Source organism: Leptolyngbya sp. BC1307 (assembly GCF_002286735.1).
In the GTDB taxonomy this organism is placed as follows: Bacteria; Cyanobacteriota; Cyanobacteriia; order Phormidesmidales; family Phormidesmidaceae; genus Phormidesmis.
This window is the reverse complement of record NZ_NRTA01000001.1, coordinates 204,270-224,402: the sequence shown is the minus strand read 5'-3', so window position 1 is coordinate 224,402 and position 20,133 is coordinate 204,270. Positions and strand designations below refer to the sequence as shown.

Genomic DNA, 20,133 nt, shown 5'->3' with positions numbered 1-20,133 from the left:
ACAATCGCCAGGGTTAGCCAATAGAGCGCTATGTATTCAGTATCTCAACAGACGCTTCAGAATGCGCTGGCTCAGCAAGCAAGCATTGAAGTGGCAGATCGCAGTGCCCTAATCATCACTTTTGTAGATCAGCAGCGGCAGCCGTTTACCTGGCAGCAGATAGCCCAGGCGCTGGTGGATGACACTGACTTTTGCGATCTGTGGAACCAGACTTGGGCCGATCTGCCGTTTGCTTTTGAATGGAAGCCGGTGCCGATTCACCCGTATACAGCAGAGACCCATCCGTTTTTTGCGATCGCCTTTCCCGCCCAATTCCGCCCTGCTGACCCAAGCGATTTTCAGCGCTATCTGAAGGATCTGAATCCAGAAGACCTGACGGCAAAGTTTACCAACTTTTCGGGAGACGCTCAGCTTTTGATTCCGGCAGAGAGGGGAAACTATGGCCATATCGCCGCTTTTTGCCGAACGGCGATGCCTGAGATGTGGCGATCGCTCTGGCAGCAGACTGGGGAGATGTGTCTGGGAGCGATCGCTCAGCGAACTCCCATCTGGTGCAATACCCACGGTCACGATGTCCCCTGGCTACACATCCGCTTCGACAGCCGGTTAAAATACGCCGCTTTTCCTCCTCGGGGCAGCATCAGCGCCAACAGCCAGGCCATCTGGTATCAGCAAATATACAGTCAGATTCTGTAGTCAATCTATCCTCAGCTCGCCCCCGCCGCTTGGTATTCTCAAATAAAGGGGAGTAGACGCGATGAAGCTAGCCGCGATTGACATTGGCACCAATTCTATTCACATGATTGTGGTTGATGTGCTGCAAAGGCGCAACTTTGAAATAGTTGACCGCGAAAAGGAAATGGTCAAGCTCGGGGCGGGCGTATTTGCGACTAATCGACTGAGCGATCGCGCTTTTGATACCGGCTTAGAAACTATTCAGCGCTATGTGCAGCTAGCCGATCAGCTGGGCGTAGACGAGATTATCACAGCCGCAACCAGCGCCATTCGCGAGGCCCAAAACGGGGAGGCGTTTCTCAACCAGGTCGTTCGCCGCACCCAGATCGCGCCGCGCATGATTTCGGGGAAGGAAGAGGCTCGGCTGATTTTTTTGGCTGTCAGGAATGCGATCGCTATTGCTGACGAGAATGCGCTGGTTTTGGATATCGGCGGCGGCAGCACCGAAGTCGTGGTTGGTAACCAAGACCAGATCCGCTTGGGCACTAGCCTGAAGCTGGGCGTGCTGCGACTGCTCGATATGGTTGCCGACCAGGGGCCGATGGGTGACGAAGCGAGAGGCGTGTTAGAATCACATATTCGCTTTTTGGCGCAGCAGACCCTAGCAGAGGCTAGAGAAATCGGGTTTACTCAGGTAATCGGCACCTCTGGCACCATTCGGACATTAGGCGAGGCGGCTTACCGGGCCAAGCAAGAAAAGTCGCTGCGCTCAGTCAATGCCGAAGTCGTGCAGCTAAGTGCCCTGCAAGATCTGACCGAGCAGCTGATTAGCCTTAAGCCCAGCAAACGCGCCGACATTGACGGCATCAGCGAAAAGCGTACCGACGCCATTCATCTGGGCGGCATTTTACTTTTACAACTGCTGGAGATGGCTGAGACAAACGCCATCACCCTGTGCGACGCCTCGCTGCGAGAAGGGCTGATTTTAGACTACCTAGAGCGGCATTCTCAAAATGTGGTGACTTTAATTCCCCATCAGGATCTGCGCCACCGGAAAGCGGCTCAGCTCGTCTATAAATACGGCTCCGATTGGGAGGGCAACACTCACATTGCGGCCCTGGCCTGTCAGCTATTTGACCAAACGCAGACACGCCACTCGCTAGGCGACTTAGAGCGCAGCGTTTTAGAGTACGCGGCGCTGCTGCACGACATTGGCCAATACATTTCTTTCCGGGGCCATCACAAAAACTCACGCTACATTCTCAAACGCGCCGACCCGCGCGGCTTTACCGATGAAGAAATGCTGCTGATTGGTCACGTCATTCGCTATCACCGCAAAGCTCACCCCACCAAAAAGCACAAGAAATATAAGCGGTTGTCTGACTCACAGCAGCAGATTGTGCGCGTGCTGGCCGGACTGCTGCGAATTGCCGTCGGGCTAGATCGCACGAAAAATCAGCTGGTGAAGTCTGTTTCCTGCCAGATCGAAGATCAGATGATGGAGATTAACGTCGGCGGCGACGGCGATTTGGCCCTGGAGATGTGGGCGGCTGAGGGCGATCGCGACCTTTTAGCAGAAGCCCTAGACTGCACCGTTCATATTCAATCGAGTTCTCTAGAAAGTCTGAAGGTGTCTTAGGGCATAAGGCGCTCAAAGTCCGTGTGCTGTCTATCTCTATCTATCTATTGGATGCGATCGCTCTATGCCCGCCCTTCGCCAGGATTCACCACTGTCTGCTACCGGCTCGGCTCCCCCTACCAGTAACAAGCGAAGAGCCTGGTCGCAGTTTCAGCGAGATCGGATGGCGATGCTGGGCGCGCTGGTATTATTGCTGCTGATCATTGCCGTGGCAGTCGGGCCGCTGCTGTACCCAATCTCTTACAGCGATATTGACTTTGCCCAGTCTACCGCGCCCCCTAGCTGGCAGCATCCGCTAGGAACTAACGACCTTGGCCAAGATCAGCTGGCGAGAATGCTGTGGGGCGGTCGGGTAAGCATAGCGGTCGGGATTACGGCCATGCTGGTATCCATTTCGTTAGGAACGCTGGTGGGTACGGTAGCGGGGTATTGCGGCGGGGCAATAGACAATATTCTCATGCGGCTGACGGATTTGTTTCTTTCACTGCCGCAGCTGCCGCTGTTGCTACTGATTATTTATTTATTCCGTGATTCGGTGCGAGCGTTTGCTGGGCCAGAAAAAGGCATTTTTATGCTGATCATTCTGGTGATTGGCGGGCTTACCTGGATGTCAACGGCGCGGCTGGTGCGAGCGGGCTTTTTGGCGGTCAAAGAAAGAGAATTTGTGCAGGCGGCGCGATCGCTCGGGGCGCACCCGGTTCGTATCATCTGGCGGCACATTTTGCCCAATGTGATTGGGCCGGTAATTGTAGCGGCGACATTAGGCGTTGGCAATGCGATTATCACTGAATCTACCCTTAGCTTTTTGGGCATCGGCTTTCCGCCAGATGTGCCCACCTGGGGGCGAATGCTGTTCGACGGGCAAAACTATATTGCCAGTGCGCCTCATCTGGTGATTTTTCCGGGGCTGGCGATTTTTCTGACGGTGCTAAGTGTGAACTATGTGGGGGATGGATTACGAGACGCTTTGGATGTGCGCTCGCATTGAAAAGAGATCAGCAAATATACGCTCCACTGTTCACTAAAAAAACAATTGGGCTAGTCAGCCTTGCCCAGATTTGTCGTTAGCAGCGTACAAACCCTCAGATAAACTGCGAGACTTTAAAGAAATTGCTTAAAACTAGAGGATTTACTGACAAGAAATTACTGGAGAGGTAATAACATTCTCACTACATCAGGCAATCTACACCTCGACCTGAAACTGTAGTAAGTGGCCGTAATTCAATGATGGCTGAGCTAACTTTGAGACAATTATTTTCTATTGGTCTAGGCGCTGTGCTGATAGTCGGCGCGCGACCGGCGATCGCCCAAAATCTCCCTGGAGTCGCTAACCTACCCCAGCAGACAACAGCGATTCAGCTAGATGATGCCTATGTGCTGGGTCCGGGCGATGCGATCGCCATCAACATTTTTAACGTGCCAGAGTATAGCGGCACCCAGCAGATATTGGCCGATGGCTCGCTTAACTTACCGGTAGTGGGCCGGGTAAATATCAGTGGCCTCACGCTGGGCGAAGCCGGTAGTGCGATCGGCGCTGCCTATCGATCAGAGCTACGCTACCCGCAGGTCACCGTTGTCTTAGAGCAGCCCAGACCGCTACGAGTGGCGATCGCGGGCGAAGTCAGTCGTCCTGGGCTCTATACTCTCAGCCCCGACAACGCTCAGTTTCCTACAGTGGCGCAAGCCCTCCAGACGGCAGGCGGCGTTACCCAAGCCGCTAATTTGCACAGCGTGCAACTGCGGCGAACCAATGGCCAAAGGCCCTCCCAAACTGTCACCCTCGACCTGTGGGAACTTTTAAGCAATGGCGATGTGCGCCAAGATCTAGCGCTGAGAGACGGCGATGCCATTGTCATCGGTGCAACTGATACGGTCAATATTGCTGAAACGAATCAGCTATCGGCTTCTAATCTGGCTTCCAGTGTCGATCAGGCGATTGTCGTCGCCGTGGTGGGTGAAGTCTTCCGGCCCGGAGCCTACGAGTTTGGCGCTGAAGGAGAATCCACTCAAGGGCGGACGACCGTGACCCAAGTGGTGCAGACAGCGGGCGGGATTAAGCCATCTGCCGATATTCGGCGGATTCAGGTGCGGCGACTGGCCCGCAGCGGCGCTGAACAGCTGATTGACCTGGATTTTTGGCAGCTTCTGCAAGCAGGCGATCTCAGTCAGGATCTGGTTTTGCAGCAGGGCGACACAGTGATTATTCCGCTGGCTAGTGAAACCACGCCAGCCGAGACGGCTCAGCTCACGGCGGCTAATTTCTCTCCTGATACAGTGCAGGTGAATGTGGTGGGTGAAGTAAAAAGCCCAGGGGTGCTACAGATTTCGCCCAATACTACGCTAAATCAAGCTGTGCTCGCAGCCGGTGGATTTAACAACCGGGCTACGGAGACTGTCGAGCTGATTCGGCTTAACCCCAGTGGCAGCGTTACGCAGCGACAGATTGAGGTGAATTTGGCTGAAGGCCTCGACTCAGAAAAGAATCCGCTGATTTTGAACAATGATGTGGTGATTGTCGGTCGCAATGGTAGGGCACGATTTAGCGATACGGTTGAATCTATTTTCAGGCCGTTGCTACAGCTGGTCTCGCCCATGAGACTGTTCTTCTAGCCTGCTGCTTTCAGTCATTTTTGGCTTTCTTTAATCTGGCTTTCTTTAATCTGGCTTTCTTTAAATATAATTGTGCGATCGCATGGAAACCTATCAGTCCCCTCCTCTATCGCCTGCTAGCTCTAACGGCAACGGCTCTAACGGCAATGGCTCATCCCCTAAGCCCGTCGTTGCCCCCTCGCCTGAACCGGTCTCGATGTTGACCGCCTGGCAGCTCAACGCCCTGCAAGAAGAAGACAGCGATCTGCGCAATTTGTTGGCCATTTTGCGGCGACGCACCTGGGTAATTGTCGGCGTTGCCGCCGTTGTCATGGCGGTGATGAGCGCTAAAACACTCCATCAGCCGAAGATCTACGAGGGTAGATTTCGAGTGTTGGTAGAACCGGTCAATGCCAGAGATGATCTCTCAGAACTATCCTCGGTATTGGGCGACCAACTGCCGAGCAAATCTGGCTTAGATTACGAAACCCAAGTGCAGGTGCTGCGCAGCCCAGAGCTAGTTGAACCCGTGGCCAAACAGATCCGGCAAACCTACCCCGAGCTAGACTATCTGACACTGCTGCGCGACTTAAACATCAACCGACTAGGCGACACTAAGATTTTAGAAGTGCGCTACGCCAGCTTCGATCCAGTCAAAATCCAGGTTGTGCTCGATCAGCTCTCCGATGCCTACCTCACATACTCTTTAGAAGCCAGACAAACCAATCTCAGGCAGGGCATTAACTTTGTTGAAAGCCAGCTACCCGGCCTGCAGTCTCAGGTTGACAGTATTCAAGATCAGCTAGAAGCCTTTCGCCGTCAGTACGATTTTATTACGCCCGACATGCAGTCTGGTCAGCTGTCGCAGCAAACAACTAGCCTGGATGAACAGCGCCTGGCCCTCGACCGCGATCTCTCAGGGGCACAGCAGGCGTTGACTAACCTGCAGGCAAAAAACGGTGCCCTGCTTGCCCTAGAAGGTGCGCCCGTCTATCAGCAGTTGCTCAGTGAGCTGCGTTCAGTAGAAACTACTATCGCTGAGGAACTGACCCGGTTTACACCCGATAGTCTGGCCATTCGCGTGCTGAAAGAGCGACGAGAGAATATTTTGCCGCTGTTACAGCAGGAGGCGCAGCGGGTTGTGGGGGCGCAGCAAGCGATCGCGCTCAACAACTTGCAGGTGATGGAAGTGCAGAGCAAAACCCTGGCTAAGGCCGAACAGCAGACAGCGCAGGGGCTAACTCAGCTGCCCGCCCTAATCCGTCGATATACCGATTTGGAGCGGGAACTAGCAGTCTCTACCGAGGCGCTGACTCGCTTTCGGCTAACCCGTGAAACGCTAGAGATTGAAGCGGCTCAGACCGAGATTCCCTGGCAGCTGATCGAGGTGCCGGTGCAGCCGACTGAGCCCATTTCACCCGATCTCAAGCGCGCGCTCATCTTGAGCATGGTGGCCAGTTTGCTCGCTGGCTTAGGGGCGGCGCTCTTGCTGGAGAAACTAGACAATGTCTATCACTCCATAGACGAACTTAAGGCCGGTACAAAACTGCCGCTATTAGGCACGTTACCCTTTAACAGAACTCTGCGAGAGAGTTCTGGCATGGGAGCGGGCGCGATCGCCAAACTATCTGATGCACTCTCTAAACTTCAGCTAGGCAGACAAAGGACGAGCTACTACAGCTATGGCGGCGACAGCGAATCAAGCTTTTTAGAAGCGCTGCGGGTCTTACATACCAATCTTCGCATGATCAGCTCAGATCGGCCTATTCGCTCGGTGATTATTAGCTCTGCTCTACCGGGTGACGGCAAGTCTACCGTCTGCGCTCACTTAGCTAAAGTCGCCGCCGCTATGGGCCAGCGCGTATTGGTAGTAGACGTAGACTTGCGCCGGCCTCGGATGCACGAGCGATTAGAACTCTCCAATGAGCTAGGGCTCTCTAATCTGATTGCTGACGATCTGCCGTTAAAATCGGTGATGCAACAGGTTACGCCTACCGAGCAGCTATTTGCGTTGACTGCCGGAAAAATCCCCCCTGACCCGACTAAGCTGCTGGCTTCTCAAAAAATGAAGCAGCTAATGGAGAGTTTTGAGCGTTGTTTTGATCTGGTGCTTTACGATGCGCCGCCTGCTGCTGGCTTAGCCGATGTCAGCCTGATTGGTCAGCAGAGCGACGGGCTAGTACTGGTGACTCGTATGGGCAAAACTGACCGCACCGTGCTCCAGCGGACCATTGAAACACTGAAGCTAGCTCAGGTTGCGACCTTAGGAATTGTTGCAAATGGCGTCAGGGCTAGTGGCGGCTATTCCTATTATGCGTACGATGATGACTTCGCCCCTAAGTCTCCTGTCAGTGTAGCGATCGCTCATAGACCTGATGCGAATGGTGAATAGGCAGGTGTATTGCTAGCTGTGGATCCCTCTCAGGCTCAGCAGGCGCGGCAATTACGAAAACTTTATACCTTTTATTTGACCGTAAGTGCTTAGTTCTCTCTTCATGAAGGGAAGTTTAACTACACAGGTATCGCATCTGCCTGATGTGAGCGTTTCAGCGATCGCTCACCTTTCCGCAGCGGAAAGACTATGGCTATGACCATTTATCGGATCTACTCAGCGGGTGATGTTCTCCCTGCTAGTTCTGCAAGAGAAAAAATATGGTATTCGAGAAACCTTTAGATTGGCGCGCTCGCGTACCGAAGCGTGCGGTATACAAAAACCAGTCGGCAACCACCTCTGAGCCGTTACGGCTGCTGATCTTAACGCAGTTTTTTCCGCCCGATTTTGCCGCCACTGGGCAGCTGATCGAAGAGTTGGCTAAGCAGCTAAGTCGCCAGCAAGTCAGCGTGAGTGTCTTTACCGGTCAGCCTGCGTATGCCTTTGCCAAAGATCAGGCTCCTCAGGTCGAACAGACAGCGGGGGTTTGGGTGAAGCGATCGCGCATGACCCAATTTTTCCCTAGCCGCATCCGGGGTAAGGCGGTTAATGGTCTGTTGTTTGCCATCCGTACTATCACCCATCTAATCCGTCGCTACAAAGACTATCAGGTCTTGCTGGTCACGACCGCGCCCCCTTTTTTGCCTATTATTGGCTACTTGGCCAACGTTTTCCTCGGGTTACCCTACGTCTGCTTACTCTATGACCTCTACCCTGACATTGCCATTGAGCTAGAAGTTGTTAAAGCCAACCACCCTATTGCCAGAGCCTGGCGCTTTATCAACTGTCAGATTTGGCAAAGATCGGCTGGCATCATTGTGCTCAGCCCTTCTATGAAGCAGCGAATTGCGGAACACTGCCCAGCCGTTAAGGACAAGATTTCAGTTATTCACAGCTGGACAAACACTGAGCAGATGGTGCCCATTGCTAAGAAAGACAATTGGTTTGCTAGAGAACACAGGTTGACTAGTGCTTTTGTTGTCCTTTACTCCGGTAATATGGGTCGCTGTCACGACGTAGAGACTATTCTGGCAGCAGCTCAGCAACTGAAAGATGATCCTATCTTGTTTGTGTGCGTAGGCGGTGGGGCAAAGCGTCAGCCTTTAATAGAAGCCGTCTCAGCCGCAAGCCTCACCAATTTTCTATTTCTGCCCTATCAAGAGAAGGCAGTTTTACCTTATTCGCTCACTGCCTGCGACCTATCGCTGGTCAGCGTAGCCGTAGGTATGGAGAGTTTGGTTGCGCCTAGTAAGTTATATCCGGCGATGGCGACTGGTAGGCCCATCGTAGCTATCTGTCCGCCTAGTTCCTATTTGGGACCGCTATTAGCCGCTGCTCAGAGCGGTCGCGCCTTTAATAATGGTGAGGCTGAGGCGCTAGCAAACTATATTCGCTATCTTTCTCAAAATCACAATGAAGCAGAGCGCCTTGGCGAATCTGGCCGTCGATATGTACAATCTCACTTTACGTCTGCTCTGGTTTCTCAGCAGTACCTGAAAGTGTTAGAGAGGATACCTACGTGTGAGCGAGTCGCAAAAAAAATCTTCCACGCTTAGGAATCTACGGTTGGTTAATCAGAGAAGCTGCGGTTTAATAATCAAGAATGACTGTTGTAACTGTGATTTTCTAGCTGCCTTTCCGAAGTTTCTGCGAATAGAGCGAAAGCGTCACTATTGACAGCGGTTCAAGCGATGGAAAGTCCTTTTCATACCAAACAGTCATTTTGCAGGCAATAGACTCACTTTAAAGGGAGCGCGCAAATGCGATGCGAGGTCTATGAAGATGGAAACGTCAGAACTTATCATTGAAGCAGGCCGCGCCGAAAAGCAATACTGGCGAGATATTTGGCACTATCGAGAGCTGTTTTATTTTTTAGCCTGGCGAGACATTTTAGTTCGCTATAAGCAAACGTCTATTGGTATAGCTTGGGCGCTTATTCGTCCGTTTCTAACAATGATTGTCTTTACCGTTGTGTTCGGCAGTCTGGCTAAGCTACCTTCGGAAGGGGTACCCTATCCTATTTTAGTGTTCTCAGCGATGCTGCCCTGGCAGTTTTTTGCGAACTCACTTTCAGAGAGTAGCAATAGTCTAATTGGCAATGCCAATTTGATCTCTAAGGTATATTTTCCTCGGCTAGTCATTCCGACTAGCGCTGTAGTCGTCAGCTTCGTAGATTTCTTGATCTCAGGCATAATTTTGCTGGGGCTTATGACCTGGTATAACTTTGTGCCGAGCTGGCGAATTATAACGCTACCGGTATTTATTTTGATTGCTTTTGCAGCTTCAATGGGCTGCGGACTGTGGCTGTGCTCGCTAAACGTAAAGTACCGAGATTTTCGCTACATTGTGCCCTTTCTGGTGCAGTTTGGCCTATATATCTCGCCTGTCGGCTTCAGTAGTAGCATTGTGCCCGAGCGGTGGCGGCTGCTGTACTCGGTCAATCCTATGGTGGGTGTAATTGATGGCTTCCGCTGGGCAATACTCGGAAGCGAATCACAGATCTATTTGCCGGGTTTTGCGCTCTCCCTAGGACTAGTAGTGCTGCTCTGCATCACTGGAATCCAGTATTTTCGCAAGGTAGAGCGCACGTTTGCCGATGTGATTTGAGAAAGCCGGTCGTCAAATCTCTATTAAGCAGTCAGGTTGAGTTTATGTCTAACACCGCTATCCGTGCTGAGAACCTAGGTAAAAGATACATCCTGAACCATCGACAAGAGGGTCAGCAGTATATGGCTCTGCGCGATGTTGTTGCTAATAACGTAAAAGGCTGGTCTGGGCGCTTAAAGCGTTCAAAGCTGAAAGGCCACAGCCTAAAAACAGAAGACTTTTGGGCGCTGCAAGATGTTTCTTTTGAAATAAAGCAGGGCGATCGCGTCGGCATTATTGGTCGTAACGGTGCGGGCAAGTCTACTTTACTCAAGGTGCTGAGCCGAATTACGGAGCCAACAACCGGGCGAATTTGCATTAAGGGTCGAGTGGCAAGTCTGCTAGAAGTCGGTACGGGGTTTCATCCAGAGCTAACGGGCCGAGAGAATATCTATCTTAACGGTGCCATTTTAGGCATGAGTAAGGTAGAGATCACGCGTAAGTTTGATGAGATTGTGGCATTTGCTGAGGTGGAGAAATTTCTCGACACGCCAGTTAAGCGCTACTCTTCTGGCATGTATGTGCGGTTGGCGTTTGCTGTAGCAGCGCATCTAGAGCCAGAGGTTTTGATAATAGATGAGGTGTTGGCTGTTGGCGATGCGTCTTTTCAAAAAAAATGTCTGGGAAAGATGGAAGATGTCAGCCGTGAGGGTAGAACAGTACTCTTTGTCAGCCATAATATGGCGGCTCTGCAAACCTTGTGCAACCAGGCTATCTTTCTGAAGGGCGGTAGAGTAATCTCTCAGGGCAATACTTCTGAGCAAATTTATCGATACCTGAACGAGAGCAGTGCTCAAGCAATAGATTCAAGTGAGAATGCTTTTAAGATTGATCAGGGTTTAAGTCTTAGTTTATTGAAGCTACAGCCCAGCATCTTGCGCAGTGGTGAAGATTTGATCGTTCATTTGATTTTTTCTTCGGTACAGCGATCGCGCCTCTCCGATCTTTGCCTATTGCTATACTCGGCGATGGGTGTTCGTATAGGTGTGATAGATATGCGGAAATCGGATACTGAGTATATCGTTTGGCCTAACAAAGACCTTGAAATCAGAGTTTCTGTGAAAGGCTTAAACCTGGTGGAGGGAGAATATAAGATTGGCCTCTTTGTCAGTAACGAGGTGACGAGAAAACAATTCCTGGATCTAGCAGATCTCACTGTGACCAATAATCAATCAGAAGGGGATATTCCACCCTACGCACAAAAGAACAGAGGCTTTTTAGAGCTAAATTTTGAAGTCTCTAAGCTCAGTCTGAATCTAAAAAAGTAACTAACGATTTTTAACTATGTCTAAGACACTTGCGAGACCACTATCTGCGCTGCTTGCTATTTACTACAGAGGCTTTGACCATCCAATGAAGCTTCGATTATTGTATAAGATGATGGACCTGATAGGAAACCCTAGAGTAGTCTTGAAGTATTGCGACAAGAGCCTAATTTGCTTAAACGTCAAGCAGACGCCTGATAACCGGATCCTTAAAGTTGGCGCTTATGAACCTGAAGTCTGGGCCGCTCTGGAAGAGTATGCTATTGTATCGGAAGTTGTTTGGGATATCGGTGCTCACATTGGTATCTTTTCAATTCGCGCAGCAGAATCCCCAAAGGTCCAGAAAGTATATTCATTTGAAGCACATCCTGACAATTTTGCCACTCTTCAGATGAATAATCGCTTAAACCATCATGCTTATAATCCTATTAATGTAGCTCTTAGCGACTCTATGAAGTCTAAAATCCTTTATCCTGAAAAACAGAATAATACAGGAACCTTTTCGCTGAAGTCTTCTGAGGAATCAAACGATGCTAGCTTAGGTATTGAAGTGCAATGTACAACAGTTGACACGCTGATATTTGAAGGCAATGTCAAGCCACCTACTCTAATAAAAATAGATGTTGAAGGCTGGGAAATTCATGTCTTGAAGGGAGCCGACAGGCTGCTAAGTGAACTGCCGCCGAAAGCAATCGTTTTCGAAGCACCTGTAGACAGTGAAGGCAACTTTGAACATACAGAGCTAGCTCTTTACTTGAAGAGCAAAGGTTTCAAGACCAAGAGACTGAAAAGAGGCTCTGGTCAGATATACAAAAATGAGAACTTTATATCAGTCTATATCGGTGGTGAGACACAAGTACAGTGAGGTCTTATACTCAGCCTGCTAAGATTATTGTCATTGCCGGAAGCTTTCCAGTCAGATCGGAAACCTTCATTAAACAGCATGTGCTGGGTCTTGCTGACCGTGGGTATTGTGTTAGTGCGATTAGCTGTGGATCCAGCAAGGACATACAGTACTGCGAAATTGAAGAAATAGATCGCGCTGGCGTTAAAAGAATTAATGTTCCCTGCTTTGGACAAAGCCAATTCCAAAATCTTTATCGGGTGTTGACGGTTTCTATCCGGCATACCAAGATGCTGAAATACTTATCCACATCTCCTCCCTGGACTCGTCGTGAGATGTTTTGGGCTCGCGAAATTTGGCAGGTGATCGACGAGATAGAACCTGATGTTTTGCATATTCACTCTGGCTCAAGGGCTGGCGCGCTAGTTCGGTACCGATTACCTCAATGCCCAACAGTAGTGACATGGCATGGCCCTGATGCCAATCATATGCCTGAGGTACGAGGCAAACTAATGTATCAGGAACTGTTCGGTCTTCCCCTCATCCATACTGTAGGGTCCGCGTTCATGCAGCAGCGAGTGGAATCGCTAGGTGCTGCGTCCAAACAAATTACCAAAGTTCCGATGGGAATCGATACGAATTACTTTACCTACAAGGAGCGGGTTATCGCAACGGCTCAGCCACTGCGAATAGTTTCAGTTGGGCGTTTGGTTGAGGTGAAAGGACATGCGTTCTTAATTCAGGCTGTGAGTGAACTTCTTGATGAAGGACAAAATCTTGAACTCAAAATTGTTGGATACGGTCCTTTGAAGCAGCTTCTCAATGTACAAGTTCACGATAGCAAGCATTCGTCCAAGATTCAATTGGTAGGGGCAAAAACGAGCCATGAGGTACTTTGTGAATTACAGGCTGCAGACCTTTTTTGCTTGACTGGCGTAAGGAGTTTCTCCGGAGAGATTGAGGCTCAGGGAGTGGTATTTGCAGAAGCACAGGCCACCGGGTTGCCTGTCATCGCAAGTTCCATTGGTGGAATGCCTGATAGCCTAATTGATGGTGAAACAGGTCTGCTTTGTCCTCCAGGCGATGTCTCAGCCATCAAGCGGGCTATCAGATTCTTTCTTGAAGATCGTGAAGCTGTTGTTCGATTTGGTAGACAGGGGCGAAAATTTGTTGAATCAAAGTTTTCGGCAAACAGCATGATAGATTCGTTCGAAAATCTTTATGCAAGTACCACAGTTGACCATTTATCATCCTCATATCGGTAAAAAGTTAGAACTTACCACTAGAGAATCAATAAAGTGCAGAATAACGACGCTCCACCATTCGCTGAACACTCGGGCTGTGATGTCTTATCTAAGACGAAGCAGTTTAGCTGCGCATATGTGGTGACGGAAGCGAGTTGTCTAGATTCCTCCTCGGGTGCTTGTCACCATATAGCTACTGGCATACGAGAGCTTCGAAAATACTTTGCACTCCAGCAGATGCTGCCTCGACCGCATCAGCGCCATCAGTCTAATGCATCAAAAGATAGAAAATCACCTTTAGTCCCCCTACCTAAAAATATCTATAAAAGCTATCTTTATGGCAGTTTTCGAGACCTTAAAGCTTTCACGATCTCTATCGCCAAAGCACTGATACTACTGCGAGAAATTTTGAGAGAAGACGTAGACTTTGTCTATGTTAGAGCTGCTTTTCTCGATCCGCTTCCATTTTTTCTATATATTCTTAAGATTCCCTGCTTTATTGAGGCTAACGGCCTCCAGTTTGAGGGCAGGCAGAAATACTATTCCTCTCTGTTAGTCCCAGTCAATCGATGGATTGAGCGGCTTACATATTCCATTGCTCAGCACGTCTTCTTCGTAGGTAGCTACGGAGACTACTGGCAGCTCAAAAGTAAAAACTGGAGTAACGTAGAAAATGGCGTAGAGTCTGACTTTCTAAAAAGCTTTTCTGAATGCGAAAAGGTATTCAGTGGAAAAGTCCATATTGCCTTGATTGCTCGCTTGATGGCTCATCACCAGCCGCAGCTGCTCATTGATTCGATTAAAGAACTAGACCCAACTACTCGATCCAAACTTTGTTTACATCTAATCGGCAGCGGGCTAGAGACAATTAGAGACGAATTACACACCTGTATGGACGTTGTGGATCATGGATTCCTAAACCGGGATGAGCTAGCTGAGAACTTAAAGCAAATTCACGTGGGTTTGATTCCTGGCGTACCAAAATATCAATCACAGATGAAGCTGTTTGACTATGGCGCTGCTAAATGTGTGGTATTAGTCCCAAAAGTCCACAATTTTCAGCGCTGGTTTAATGAATCAGAAATAGAGTTTTTTGAACCGGAAGATGCGAAGAGCTTGTCTAGGACTATAACGGATTTGGCGAATGATCCTAGCAGATTTATTCAAAAGGGCGATCGCCTGCACCAGCGAATTGCTCAGGACTTTACCTGGGATAAGATATTTGCAGCTAAAGCAAAAATAATAAAAAACTGCCTGGCAGCTAAATAGACTAATGACTCGTATTATTCACATTAACGATAAAGTCCATAACGCTGGCGGCGTCGAAGTATATTTATCTTCCCTACAGCCCCTATTAGAGGCCAGCGGCTGGCAGTCTCGTTGGATAGGTATTCGGCGAAACGGAAAACGCATATGTGTCGCTGATGCGAAATTTCCTGAGAGAGAGGTTTGCGACAATTTGCGAAACCTTGGAAAAATTCTCAGAGAAGAGAAGGATGGCCAGCCCGTAATTTTTCACGTCCATAGTCTATCAGATCCTGTTTTACTAGATTTTTTGTTTTCACAGGGGCCAGTTGTGCGAACAATTCACGAGCCACGAATATTTTGTCCCGGACAGGGTAAATTTTGGCGAACGGATGAGACACCTTGTTTGCTGCCGTGCGGGCTTCACTGTATCTGGCACGCCTACCAAAAGCGCTGCTGCAATCGGCATCCTAAGCGCTTATCTGCCGCTTTGCGAAACACGTTTTACGAGCGTAAAACGGCAGCAAACCGCTATGCAGCGCTCATAGCAAATTCTCATTGGACCGCTAGCCAGGCGATGGAAGCTGGGTTTCCTGAGCAGAAGATTCAGACCATTCCCTATTTTACTTCAGTAATAAAACCTAGTCCGCCGCCAGAAAATAGCACGCCTATTGTTTTGTTTGTCGGCAGGCTAACCAGAGAAAAAGGGCTACATCATCTGCTCGATGCTTTGAAGATAACTTGTGATTTAGGAATTGACTCACGCCTGGAGATTGTAGGCGACGGTCACGAACGCGAGTTTTTTGAACAATACGCTCAAGAGCTAGGGCTAAACAACCACTGCAAGTTTTACGGATGGCTATGCCGGGATGAAATTCAAAGATGCTTTCACAGCTGCAGCATCGTTGCCTTCCCTTCAGTTTATCCGGAGGCGTTTGGCATCGTGGGAATCGAGGCGATGATGCACGAGCGCCCAGTCGTCGCTTTTGATGTTGGTGGAGTGAGAGAGTGGTTAGAGGATGGCGTCACTGGCTCGATTGTACCGGCAAAAGATAGTGCCAGACTTGCCGCAGCGCTGGGTAAACTATGTACTGATAGTGAATATGCGGCTCAGATGGGAAAGGCCGGGCGGGCGATCGCACTAAAGCAGTTTTCTCCTAAACATCATCTCTCGGCATTGACAGACCTGTATCGCCGGATCTCATCGTTAGCTATTTATTGACTGATTAAAAATATAGACGGCTTCAGTATTGCCATGAATTACTACAGCACTCCTTATTACAAATCTAGACAGCTACTAAACCTGCTGACCAATCAGGGTGATATGGGCCGCAAGGTCTCCTGGGTATATATATATGGTCATCATCGAGGGGGCACCAGCTATACGCTCAATCAATTTATGAAGATATCGCGTCGGGGCTGCGGAGACTGGATGCTGCATGAGTTTGCCGAGCCCTTTCTAAGGGCTAAATGCCGCGAGCGATCGCGTCTGAATATGGATAAAATGTTTGCCGACTTTAGAAAAAACCTGCTGAAGAATGCGAATGTCGGCGGCGGAAACCGTATCGATATTGTCATCAAACAAGCAACCGGAACTTCTCAGGAGGTAGATTTTCTCAGTGAGGTCTTTGGCAGCAAACCGGTAGAGAAAGTTTTTGTAGCGCGTGAGCCGCATGGATGGTGGCTCTCCTCAAAGAAGAAGTTTGGTCATTCCGATCAAGAAATGCTGTCACACTATCGATGTGGACTGCAATCGTTTTCTGAGCTAGGCGGTATCCCCATCCTCTATGGACAAGATATGCCAAAAGCGTTAGCTCAAATTCCCCTCTTATCTGGCGTTCACATTGACGATTTTGTCCACAAGGACTCCATCAAGGTGCCCGCAGCTGATGAACTCGAAAAGGAGTTCTTAGACTTTACAGCCCGACTAAACACCAGCTATCAGTTGGCTTAATCAAGCAGCGCTTCTCAGGGCCGGTTTCGAATAACGGTAAGTCTTGACCTTTCGGAAATGACTGCAGAACTTCTATGAAAATCTCTCTGTTGAGTACAGGAATTACCCCCTATGTTATGGGCGGCCTGCAGCGCCATAGTTTCAACCTGGTTAGAAGTCTGGCTCGCTCAGGTGTAGAGGTCGACCTCTATCATACAGATTTTGCCGAAGCGAAGCATATCAGTGCGCTTGACGGCATGACAACCGCAGAAAAAGAGAACGTTTTTAGCATTGCCATTCCCTGGCACAGAAGCGACCATCTGCCGGGTCACTATATCCGTGCTTTGAAGCGGTTTTCTATCGCAGCCTACCAACAGTATCAAAAGAGACCTGCTGCAGACTTTGTCATTGCAAAAAGCCTGACTGCCTGGGCCTTTGTGAAAGCGAAGCGCTGGGGTACCAGGCTTCCGGCTGTGGGCGTAAATCTGCACGGGTTTGAGATGTTTCAGCCATCGGCTAATGTCAGAGCCGGTTTAGAAAACTGTCTGCTGCGTCCGAGTTTTTACCGCCATGCTCATGAGGCTGACTATCTTTTCTCCTATGGTGGCCGCATCACTGAACTCATCCAGAACCGGCTGAATATCTCTGAGCAAAAAATTATTGAGATTCCTGGCGGGATAGACGCTTCGTGGCTGGTAGAAGAAAGAAAAGCTCCCATTAGGACTGTGCGGTTTGTCTTTGTAGGGCGCTATGAACGGCGTAAGGGAATTGAGGAATTGCAGGCGGCGATCGCAGCTAACCCCAACTGGCAAAACTATGCTGAGTTTCGCTTCATCGGCCCTATTCCAATAGATCAGCGTCTGGCCTTTCCCCATGTCAGCTACGCTGGCCCAATCAGCGATGACACCCTACTCAAACACGAACTACATCAAGCCGATGTTTTGCTCTGCCCTTCTCACTCTGAAGGCATGCCCAACGTAATCTTAGAAGGTATGGCCTCTGGCCTGGCGGTAGTGGGCACAGATGTAGGCGCAGTTCGGCTCTTGGTCAATGATAAAAACGGGGTGCTTTTACCAGAGGTTAGTATTTTGGGCATCATTCAGGCAGTTAACCACATACTGAGTCTGAATAAAGCAGCATTAAGCGCAATGAAGCAAGCTTCTCTAGAGCAGGTACAGTCGTTTACCTGGGATCGCATTGCCGCGCAGACATTAGAGGCTATCGAGAGGAGAGTTGCCACAAGATGAAACTTGTTCTGCTTCATACCCGGCTGTCGGGCTATTTGGCCGCCTGTCTGCGCGAGTTTAAGCAGCAAGCTAACGCCGAAATTCTGATATATGCCTGGCCCAATCAGCCAGACGCGCCTTTTGACCCCTCTACTTATGCAAAATTAGGTGAAGTTTTTAACCGCTATAAGCAGAGCGACCAATCGATTCTGAACAAGATTCTAGCGTTTCATCCCACAGCGGTTCTGGTAAGCGGTTGGCGAGATCGAGGCTATAGTCGCATTTGTCGCCAGCTCAAAACCAGCGGAATTCCGGTGATTGCAGGTTGTGATACCCAGTGGAAAGGCTCACTGCGTCAGCATCTTGCTACCTGGATAGCGCCTTTGCATGTGCAAAAGTTTATTGATATCTTGTGGGTGACCGGAGAGCGGCAGCGCCATTTGGCTGAATCGCTGGGTTATGGGGGCGATCGCTGCTGGGACGGCTACTATGCCTGCGATTGGCACACCTTTGCTCAGCCCATCGCTCAACTAGCAAAACGGCCAAAGCCTCACTTTCTTTACGTCGGGCGCTATGCCCCCGAAAAAGGATTAGATACACTCGCAGCGGCTTACCAGGCTTATCGTCAGCAAGTAGAAGATCCGTGGCCGCTCATCTGTGCCGGTGCAGGCCCATTGCGCGATACGCTAGTGGCAGCAGGCGCTGAAGACAAAGGATTTGTTCAACCGGCAGCGCTACCGCAACTGCTGCAAGGGGCATCAGCCTTTGTGCTGCCCAGTCGCTTTGAACCCTGGGGCGTTGCGGCTCAAGAAGCCGCCGCTAGTGGCCTACCGCTGATTCTCTCCGATGCCTGTGGCTCAGGCGTACATCTGCTGCGCCCTTATCACAACGGCTTTAGATTTACCTCAGGCTCTGTCCGAGAGCTGACCGCTGCACTCAAGGCAATGCACTCACTTACCGAGCAGCGGCGATTTGCCTATGGCCAAGCGAGCTACGAACTGTCTAAGCAATATACTCCTCAGCTCTGGAGTGAGACTCTGTTGACGGGTCTGCACCAGCTTCAAAGTGCTAATAACAGCAGATGGCGGTAATGAACAGCTTCTCGCAAGCCAAGTTCTCATTTGTCCTGACGCTACCGGGTTAACCCTATGTATGCCTTTTTTTGGAAGCAGTTCCCAATATTCTACACATTGCCTTTTTTGCTAGCGGCATCACGGTTCAATCAGGTAGCAGCAGTCGGTGAAATACTGCGATGGGCTATGCTATTTGCTGGCTGTGCAATGGCTGTTCAGTCAGGCTTTAGAAGAGCCGGGCTCAAACGGAGAATCTTTACCTGGGCAGATAGGGCAATTATCGCCTTTTTACTGCTGTTTTTGGCCTCCGAGCTATGGACTATCGAGCCCTGGGTCACCGCGCAAAAAACGATCAGCATGCTGCTACTGTACGGCTGCTCTTTTTGGACGCTGTGGGAATATGCCGACCATTTCTCAGAACAATGGCTGCTGCGCAAGCTATCTAATTTTTTGGGTATCTTCTTTAGTATCAATCTGCTGTCGGGGCTGGTGCTGCCAGGTGCGCTATTAGTAGGTAGATTTCGAGGGATTCTAAACAATCCTAATCATATTGGCCTAATCTTGGGTTTGGCGATTCCTTTGGTAATCTCACAGTGGCTCTATACTCGGCGAAAATTGCCTTTGGCGATCGCGCTCATACTCTCTCTCAACGTGATTGCCTGCGGCAGCCGTACCGCCATGCTGGGGGTAGCTGTAGCAACCCTGGCTATCTTAATATCACTATTTGCTAAGCGTTCTAGCCAAGCGCTCGCTGTTTCAGTACTTGTTGTTATTGGGTTGGCGCTATTCACGCAGACCGATTTATTTGCCAACCATATTTTAAGAGAAACTTCCTTATCAACCGCGTCAAACCGCACCTACTTCTGGGAGCTAGCAAAGACATACATTGCCCACCGCCCCGACTTTGGGCACGGCTTTGGAACAGACGATGTCATTCATAACTATTACGGCACAGTTTTGAGCAAATTGCAGCTACGTGGCTATGGCGTAATGAGTAGCTATTATGGCCTCGCTGTACAGCTAGGTTGGCCTGCAACCTACTGCTTTTTTGGCCTGATGTGGGGATTTGTCGCCTATTGCTTTGTCAAGTATTGGCGCAACTACGCGCTCGTGACTTTAGCGGCTGTGTTAGCGAGCGGTCTAGTGATGTGTATTTTTGAACCCGCGATTACATCTGCCGGCAATGTCTTTTCTTTTCTCTTTTGGATGATTTTTATGCTGGCTATCAGGCGAGCTTACTACCAAAAAAGAGGCTTGCTCGCTCACATCTGATTGCTCACATCTGATTAAAGAGCGGTAGGTAAGGTTATTTCAAATATTGCT

General features: G+C 49.7%; 16 protein-coding genes. All 16 read left to right on the top strand.

From position 1 onward, the window contains the following. The first annotated feature begins 30 nt into the window (after nt 1-30). Nucleotides 31-696 (top strand): hypothetical protein, encoded by a 666-nt coding sequence (locus CKL79_RS01040; RefSeq protein ID WP_121967720.1) that lies wholly within the window; start codon nt 31-33, stop codon nt 694-696. Nucleotides 697-757: 61 nt separating this feature from the next. Further along, nucleotides 758-2,314 carry a Ppx/GppA phosphatase family protein gene (locus tag CKL79_RS01035; RefSeq protein ID WP_121967719.1) on the top strand — a complete coding sequence of 519 codons (1,557 nt, stop codon included), beginning with the start codon at nt 758-760 and terminating at the stop codon, nt 2,312-2,314. A 64-nt stretch (nt 2,315-2,378) separates the two neighbouring features. Next, a complete protein-coding gene (locus CKL79_RS01030; protein ID WP_121967718.1) occupies nt 2,379-3,302 on the top strand; it encodes an ABC transporter permease in 924 nt (307 codons plus the stop codon). A gap of 236 nt (nt 3,303-3,538) precedes the next feature. Next, nucleotides 3,539-4,924, top strand: a complete 1,386-nt coding sequence (locus tag CKL79_RS01025) for an SLBB domain-containing protein (protein ID WP_240518577.1) — start codon at nt 3,539-3,541, stop codon at nt 4,922-4,924. Between the two features lie 82 nt (nt 4,925-5,006). Beyond that, nucleotides 5,007-7,295 carry a polysaccharide biosynthesis tyrosine autokinase gene (locus tag CKL79_RS01020; RefSeq protein WP_121967717.1) on the top strand — a complete coding sequence of 763 codons (2,289 nt, stop codon included), beginning with the start codon at nt 5,007-5,009 and terminating at the stop codon, nt 7,293-7,295. Nucleotides 7,296-7,555: 260 nt separating this feature from the next. Beyond that, the gene (locus tag CKL79_RS01015) at nt 7,556-8,890 is read left to right on the top strand and encodes a glycosyltransferase family 4 protein (protein ID WP_121967716.1); all 1,335 of its coding nucleotides are present in this window, start codon (nt 7,556-7,558) and stop codon (nt 8,888-8,890) included. 226 nt (nt 8,891-9,116) lie between these two features. Then, nucleotides 9,117-9,941: an ABC transporter permease gene (locus CKL79_RS01010; protein WP_170943913.1), complete on the top strand. Its 825-nt coding sequence runs from the start codon at nt 9,117-9,119 to the stop codon at nt 9,939-9,941. Nucleotides 9,942-9,985: 44 nt separating this feature from the next. Further along, complete coding sequence (locus CKL79_RS01005; RefSeq protein ID WP_121967714.1) at nt 9,986-11,248, top strand: ABC transporter ATP-binding protein; 1,263 nt, start codon at nt 9,986-9,988, stop codon at nt 11,246-11,248. 16 nt (nt 11,249-11,264) lie between these two features. Next, nucleotides 11,265-12,110: an FkbM family methyltransferase gene (locus CKL79_RS01000; RefSeq protein WP_121967713.1), complete on the top strand. Its 846-nt coding sequence runs from the start codon at nt 11,265-11,267 to the stop codon at nt 12,108-12,110. Then, nucleotides 12,107-13,354 (top strand): glycosyltransferase, encoded by a 1,248-nt coding sequence (locus CKL79_RS00995; RefSeq protein ID WP_121967712.1) that lies wholly within the window; start codon nt 12,107-12,109, stop codon nt 13,352-13,354. The genes CKL79_RS01000 and CKL79_RS00995 overlap by 4 nt, the downstream gene beginning before the upstream one ends. Nucleotides 13,355-13,570: 216 nt before the next feature. Continuing rightward, the gene (locus tag CKL79_RS00990) at nt 13,571-14,602 is read left to right on the top strand and encodes a glycosyltransferase (protein ID WP_121967711.1); all 1,032 of its coding nucleotides are present in this window, start codon (nt 13,571-13,573) and stop codon (nt 14,600-14,602) included. A 4-nt stretch (nt 14,603-14,606) separates the two neighbouring features. After that, nucleotides 14,607-15,800: a glycosyltransferase family 4 protein gene (locus CKL79_RS00985; protein ID WP_121967710.1), complete on the top strand. Its 1,194-nt coding sequence runs from the start codon at nt 14,607-14,609 to the stop codon at nt 15,798-15,800. 33 nt (nt 15,801-15,833) lie between these two features. Next, nucleotides 15,834-16,532, top strand: a complete 699-nt coding sequence (locus CKL79_RS00980; protein ID WP_121967709.1) for a hypothetical protein — start codon at nt 15,834-15,836, stop codon at nt 16,530-16,532. Between the two features lie 74 nt (nt 16,533-16,606). Beyond that, nucleotides 16,607-17,758 carry a glycosyltransferase family 4 protein gene (locus CKL79_RS00975; protein WP_121967708.1) on the top strand — a complete coding sequence of 384 codons (1,152 nt, stop codon included), beginning with the start codon at nt 16,607-16,609 and terminating at the stop codon, nt 17,756-17,758. Continuing rightward, nucleotides 17,755-18,828 (top strand): glycosyltransferase, encoded by a 1,074-nt coding sequence (locus CKL79_RS00970; protein ID WP_121967707.1) that lies wholly within the window; start codon nt 17,755-17,757, stop codon nt 18,826-18,828. Before CKL79_RS00975 ends, CKL79_RS00970 begins: the two co-directional genes overlap by 4 nt. Before the next feature lie 189 nt (nt 18,829-19,017). Then, nucleotides 19,018-20,082 carry an O-antigen ligase family protein gene (locus CKL79_RS00965; RefSeq protein ID WP_205878944.1) on the top strand — a complete coding sequence of 355 codons (1,065 nt, stop codon included), beginning with the start codon at nt 19,018-19,020 and terminating at the stop codon, nt 20,080-20,082. The last annotated feature ends 51 nt before the right edge of the window (nt 20,083-20,133 follow it).

Bases quoted from the DNA above. Each gene is read 5' to 3' on its own strand.
- CKL79_RS00990 (WP_121967711.1), top strand. From the start codon at position 13,571: ATGCTGCCTCGACCGCATCAGCGCCATCAGTCTAATGCATCAAAAGAT.
- CKL79_RS00970 (WP_121967707.1), top strand. From the start codon at position 17,755: ATGAAACTTGTTCTGCTTCATACCCGGCTGTCGGGCTATTTGGCCGCC.
- CKL79_RS01040 (WP_121967720.1), top strand. From the start codon at position 31: ATGTATTCAGTATCTCAACAGACGCTTCAGAATGCGCTGGCTCAGCAA.
- CKL79_RS01020 (WP_121967717.1), top strand. From the start codon at position 5,007: ATGGAAACCTATCAGTCCCCTCCTCTATCGCCTGCTAGCTCTAACGGC.
- CKL79_RS00975 (WP_121967708.1), top strand. From the start codon at position 16,607: ATGAAAATCTCTCTGTTGAGTACAGGAATTACCCCCTATGTTATGGGC.
- CKL79_RS00985 (WP_121967710.1), top strand. From the start codon at position 14,607: ATGACTCGTATTATTCACATTAACGATAAAGTCCATAACGCTGGCGGC.
- CKL79_RS01025 (WP_240518577.1), top strand. From the start codon at position 3,539: ATGATGGCTGAGCTAACTTTGAGACAATTATTTTCTATTGGTCTAGGC.
- CKL79_RS01005 (WP_121967714.1), top strand. From the start codon at position 9,986: ATGTCTAACACCGCTATCCGTGCTGAGAACCTAGGTAAAAGATACATC.
- CKL79_RS01030 (WP_121967718.1), top strand. From the start codon at position 2,379: ATGCCCGCCCTTCGCCAGGATTCACCACTGTCTGCTACCGGCTCGGCT.
- CKL79_RS01015 (WP_121967716.1), top strand. From the start codon at position 7,556: ATGGTATTCGAGAAACCTTTAGATTGGCGCGCTCGCGTACCGAAGCGT.
- CKL79_RS01000 (WP_121967713.1), top strand. From the start codon at position 11,265: ATGTCTAAGACACTTGCGAGACCACTATCTGCGCTGCTTGCTATTTAC.
- CKL79_RS01010 (WP_170943913.1), top strand. From the start codon at position 9,117: ATGGAAACGTCAGAACTTATCATTGAAGCAGGCCGCGCCGAAAAGCAA.
- CKL79_RS01035 (WP_121967719.1), top strand. From the start codon at position 758: ATGAAGCTAGCCGCGATTGACATTGGCACCAATTCTATTCACATGATT.
- CKL79_RS00980 (WP_121967709.1), top strand. From the start codon at position 15,834: ATGAATTACTACAGCACTCCTTATTACAAATCTAGACAGCTACTAAAC.
- CKL79_RS00965 (WP_205878944.1), top strand. From the start codon at position 19,018: ATGGCTGTTCAGTCAGGCTTTAGAAGAGCCGGGCTCAAACGGAGAATC.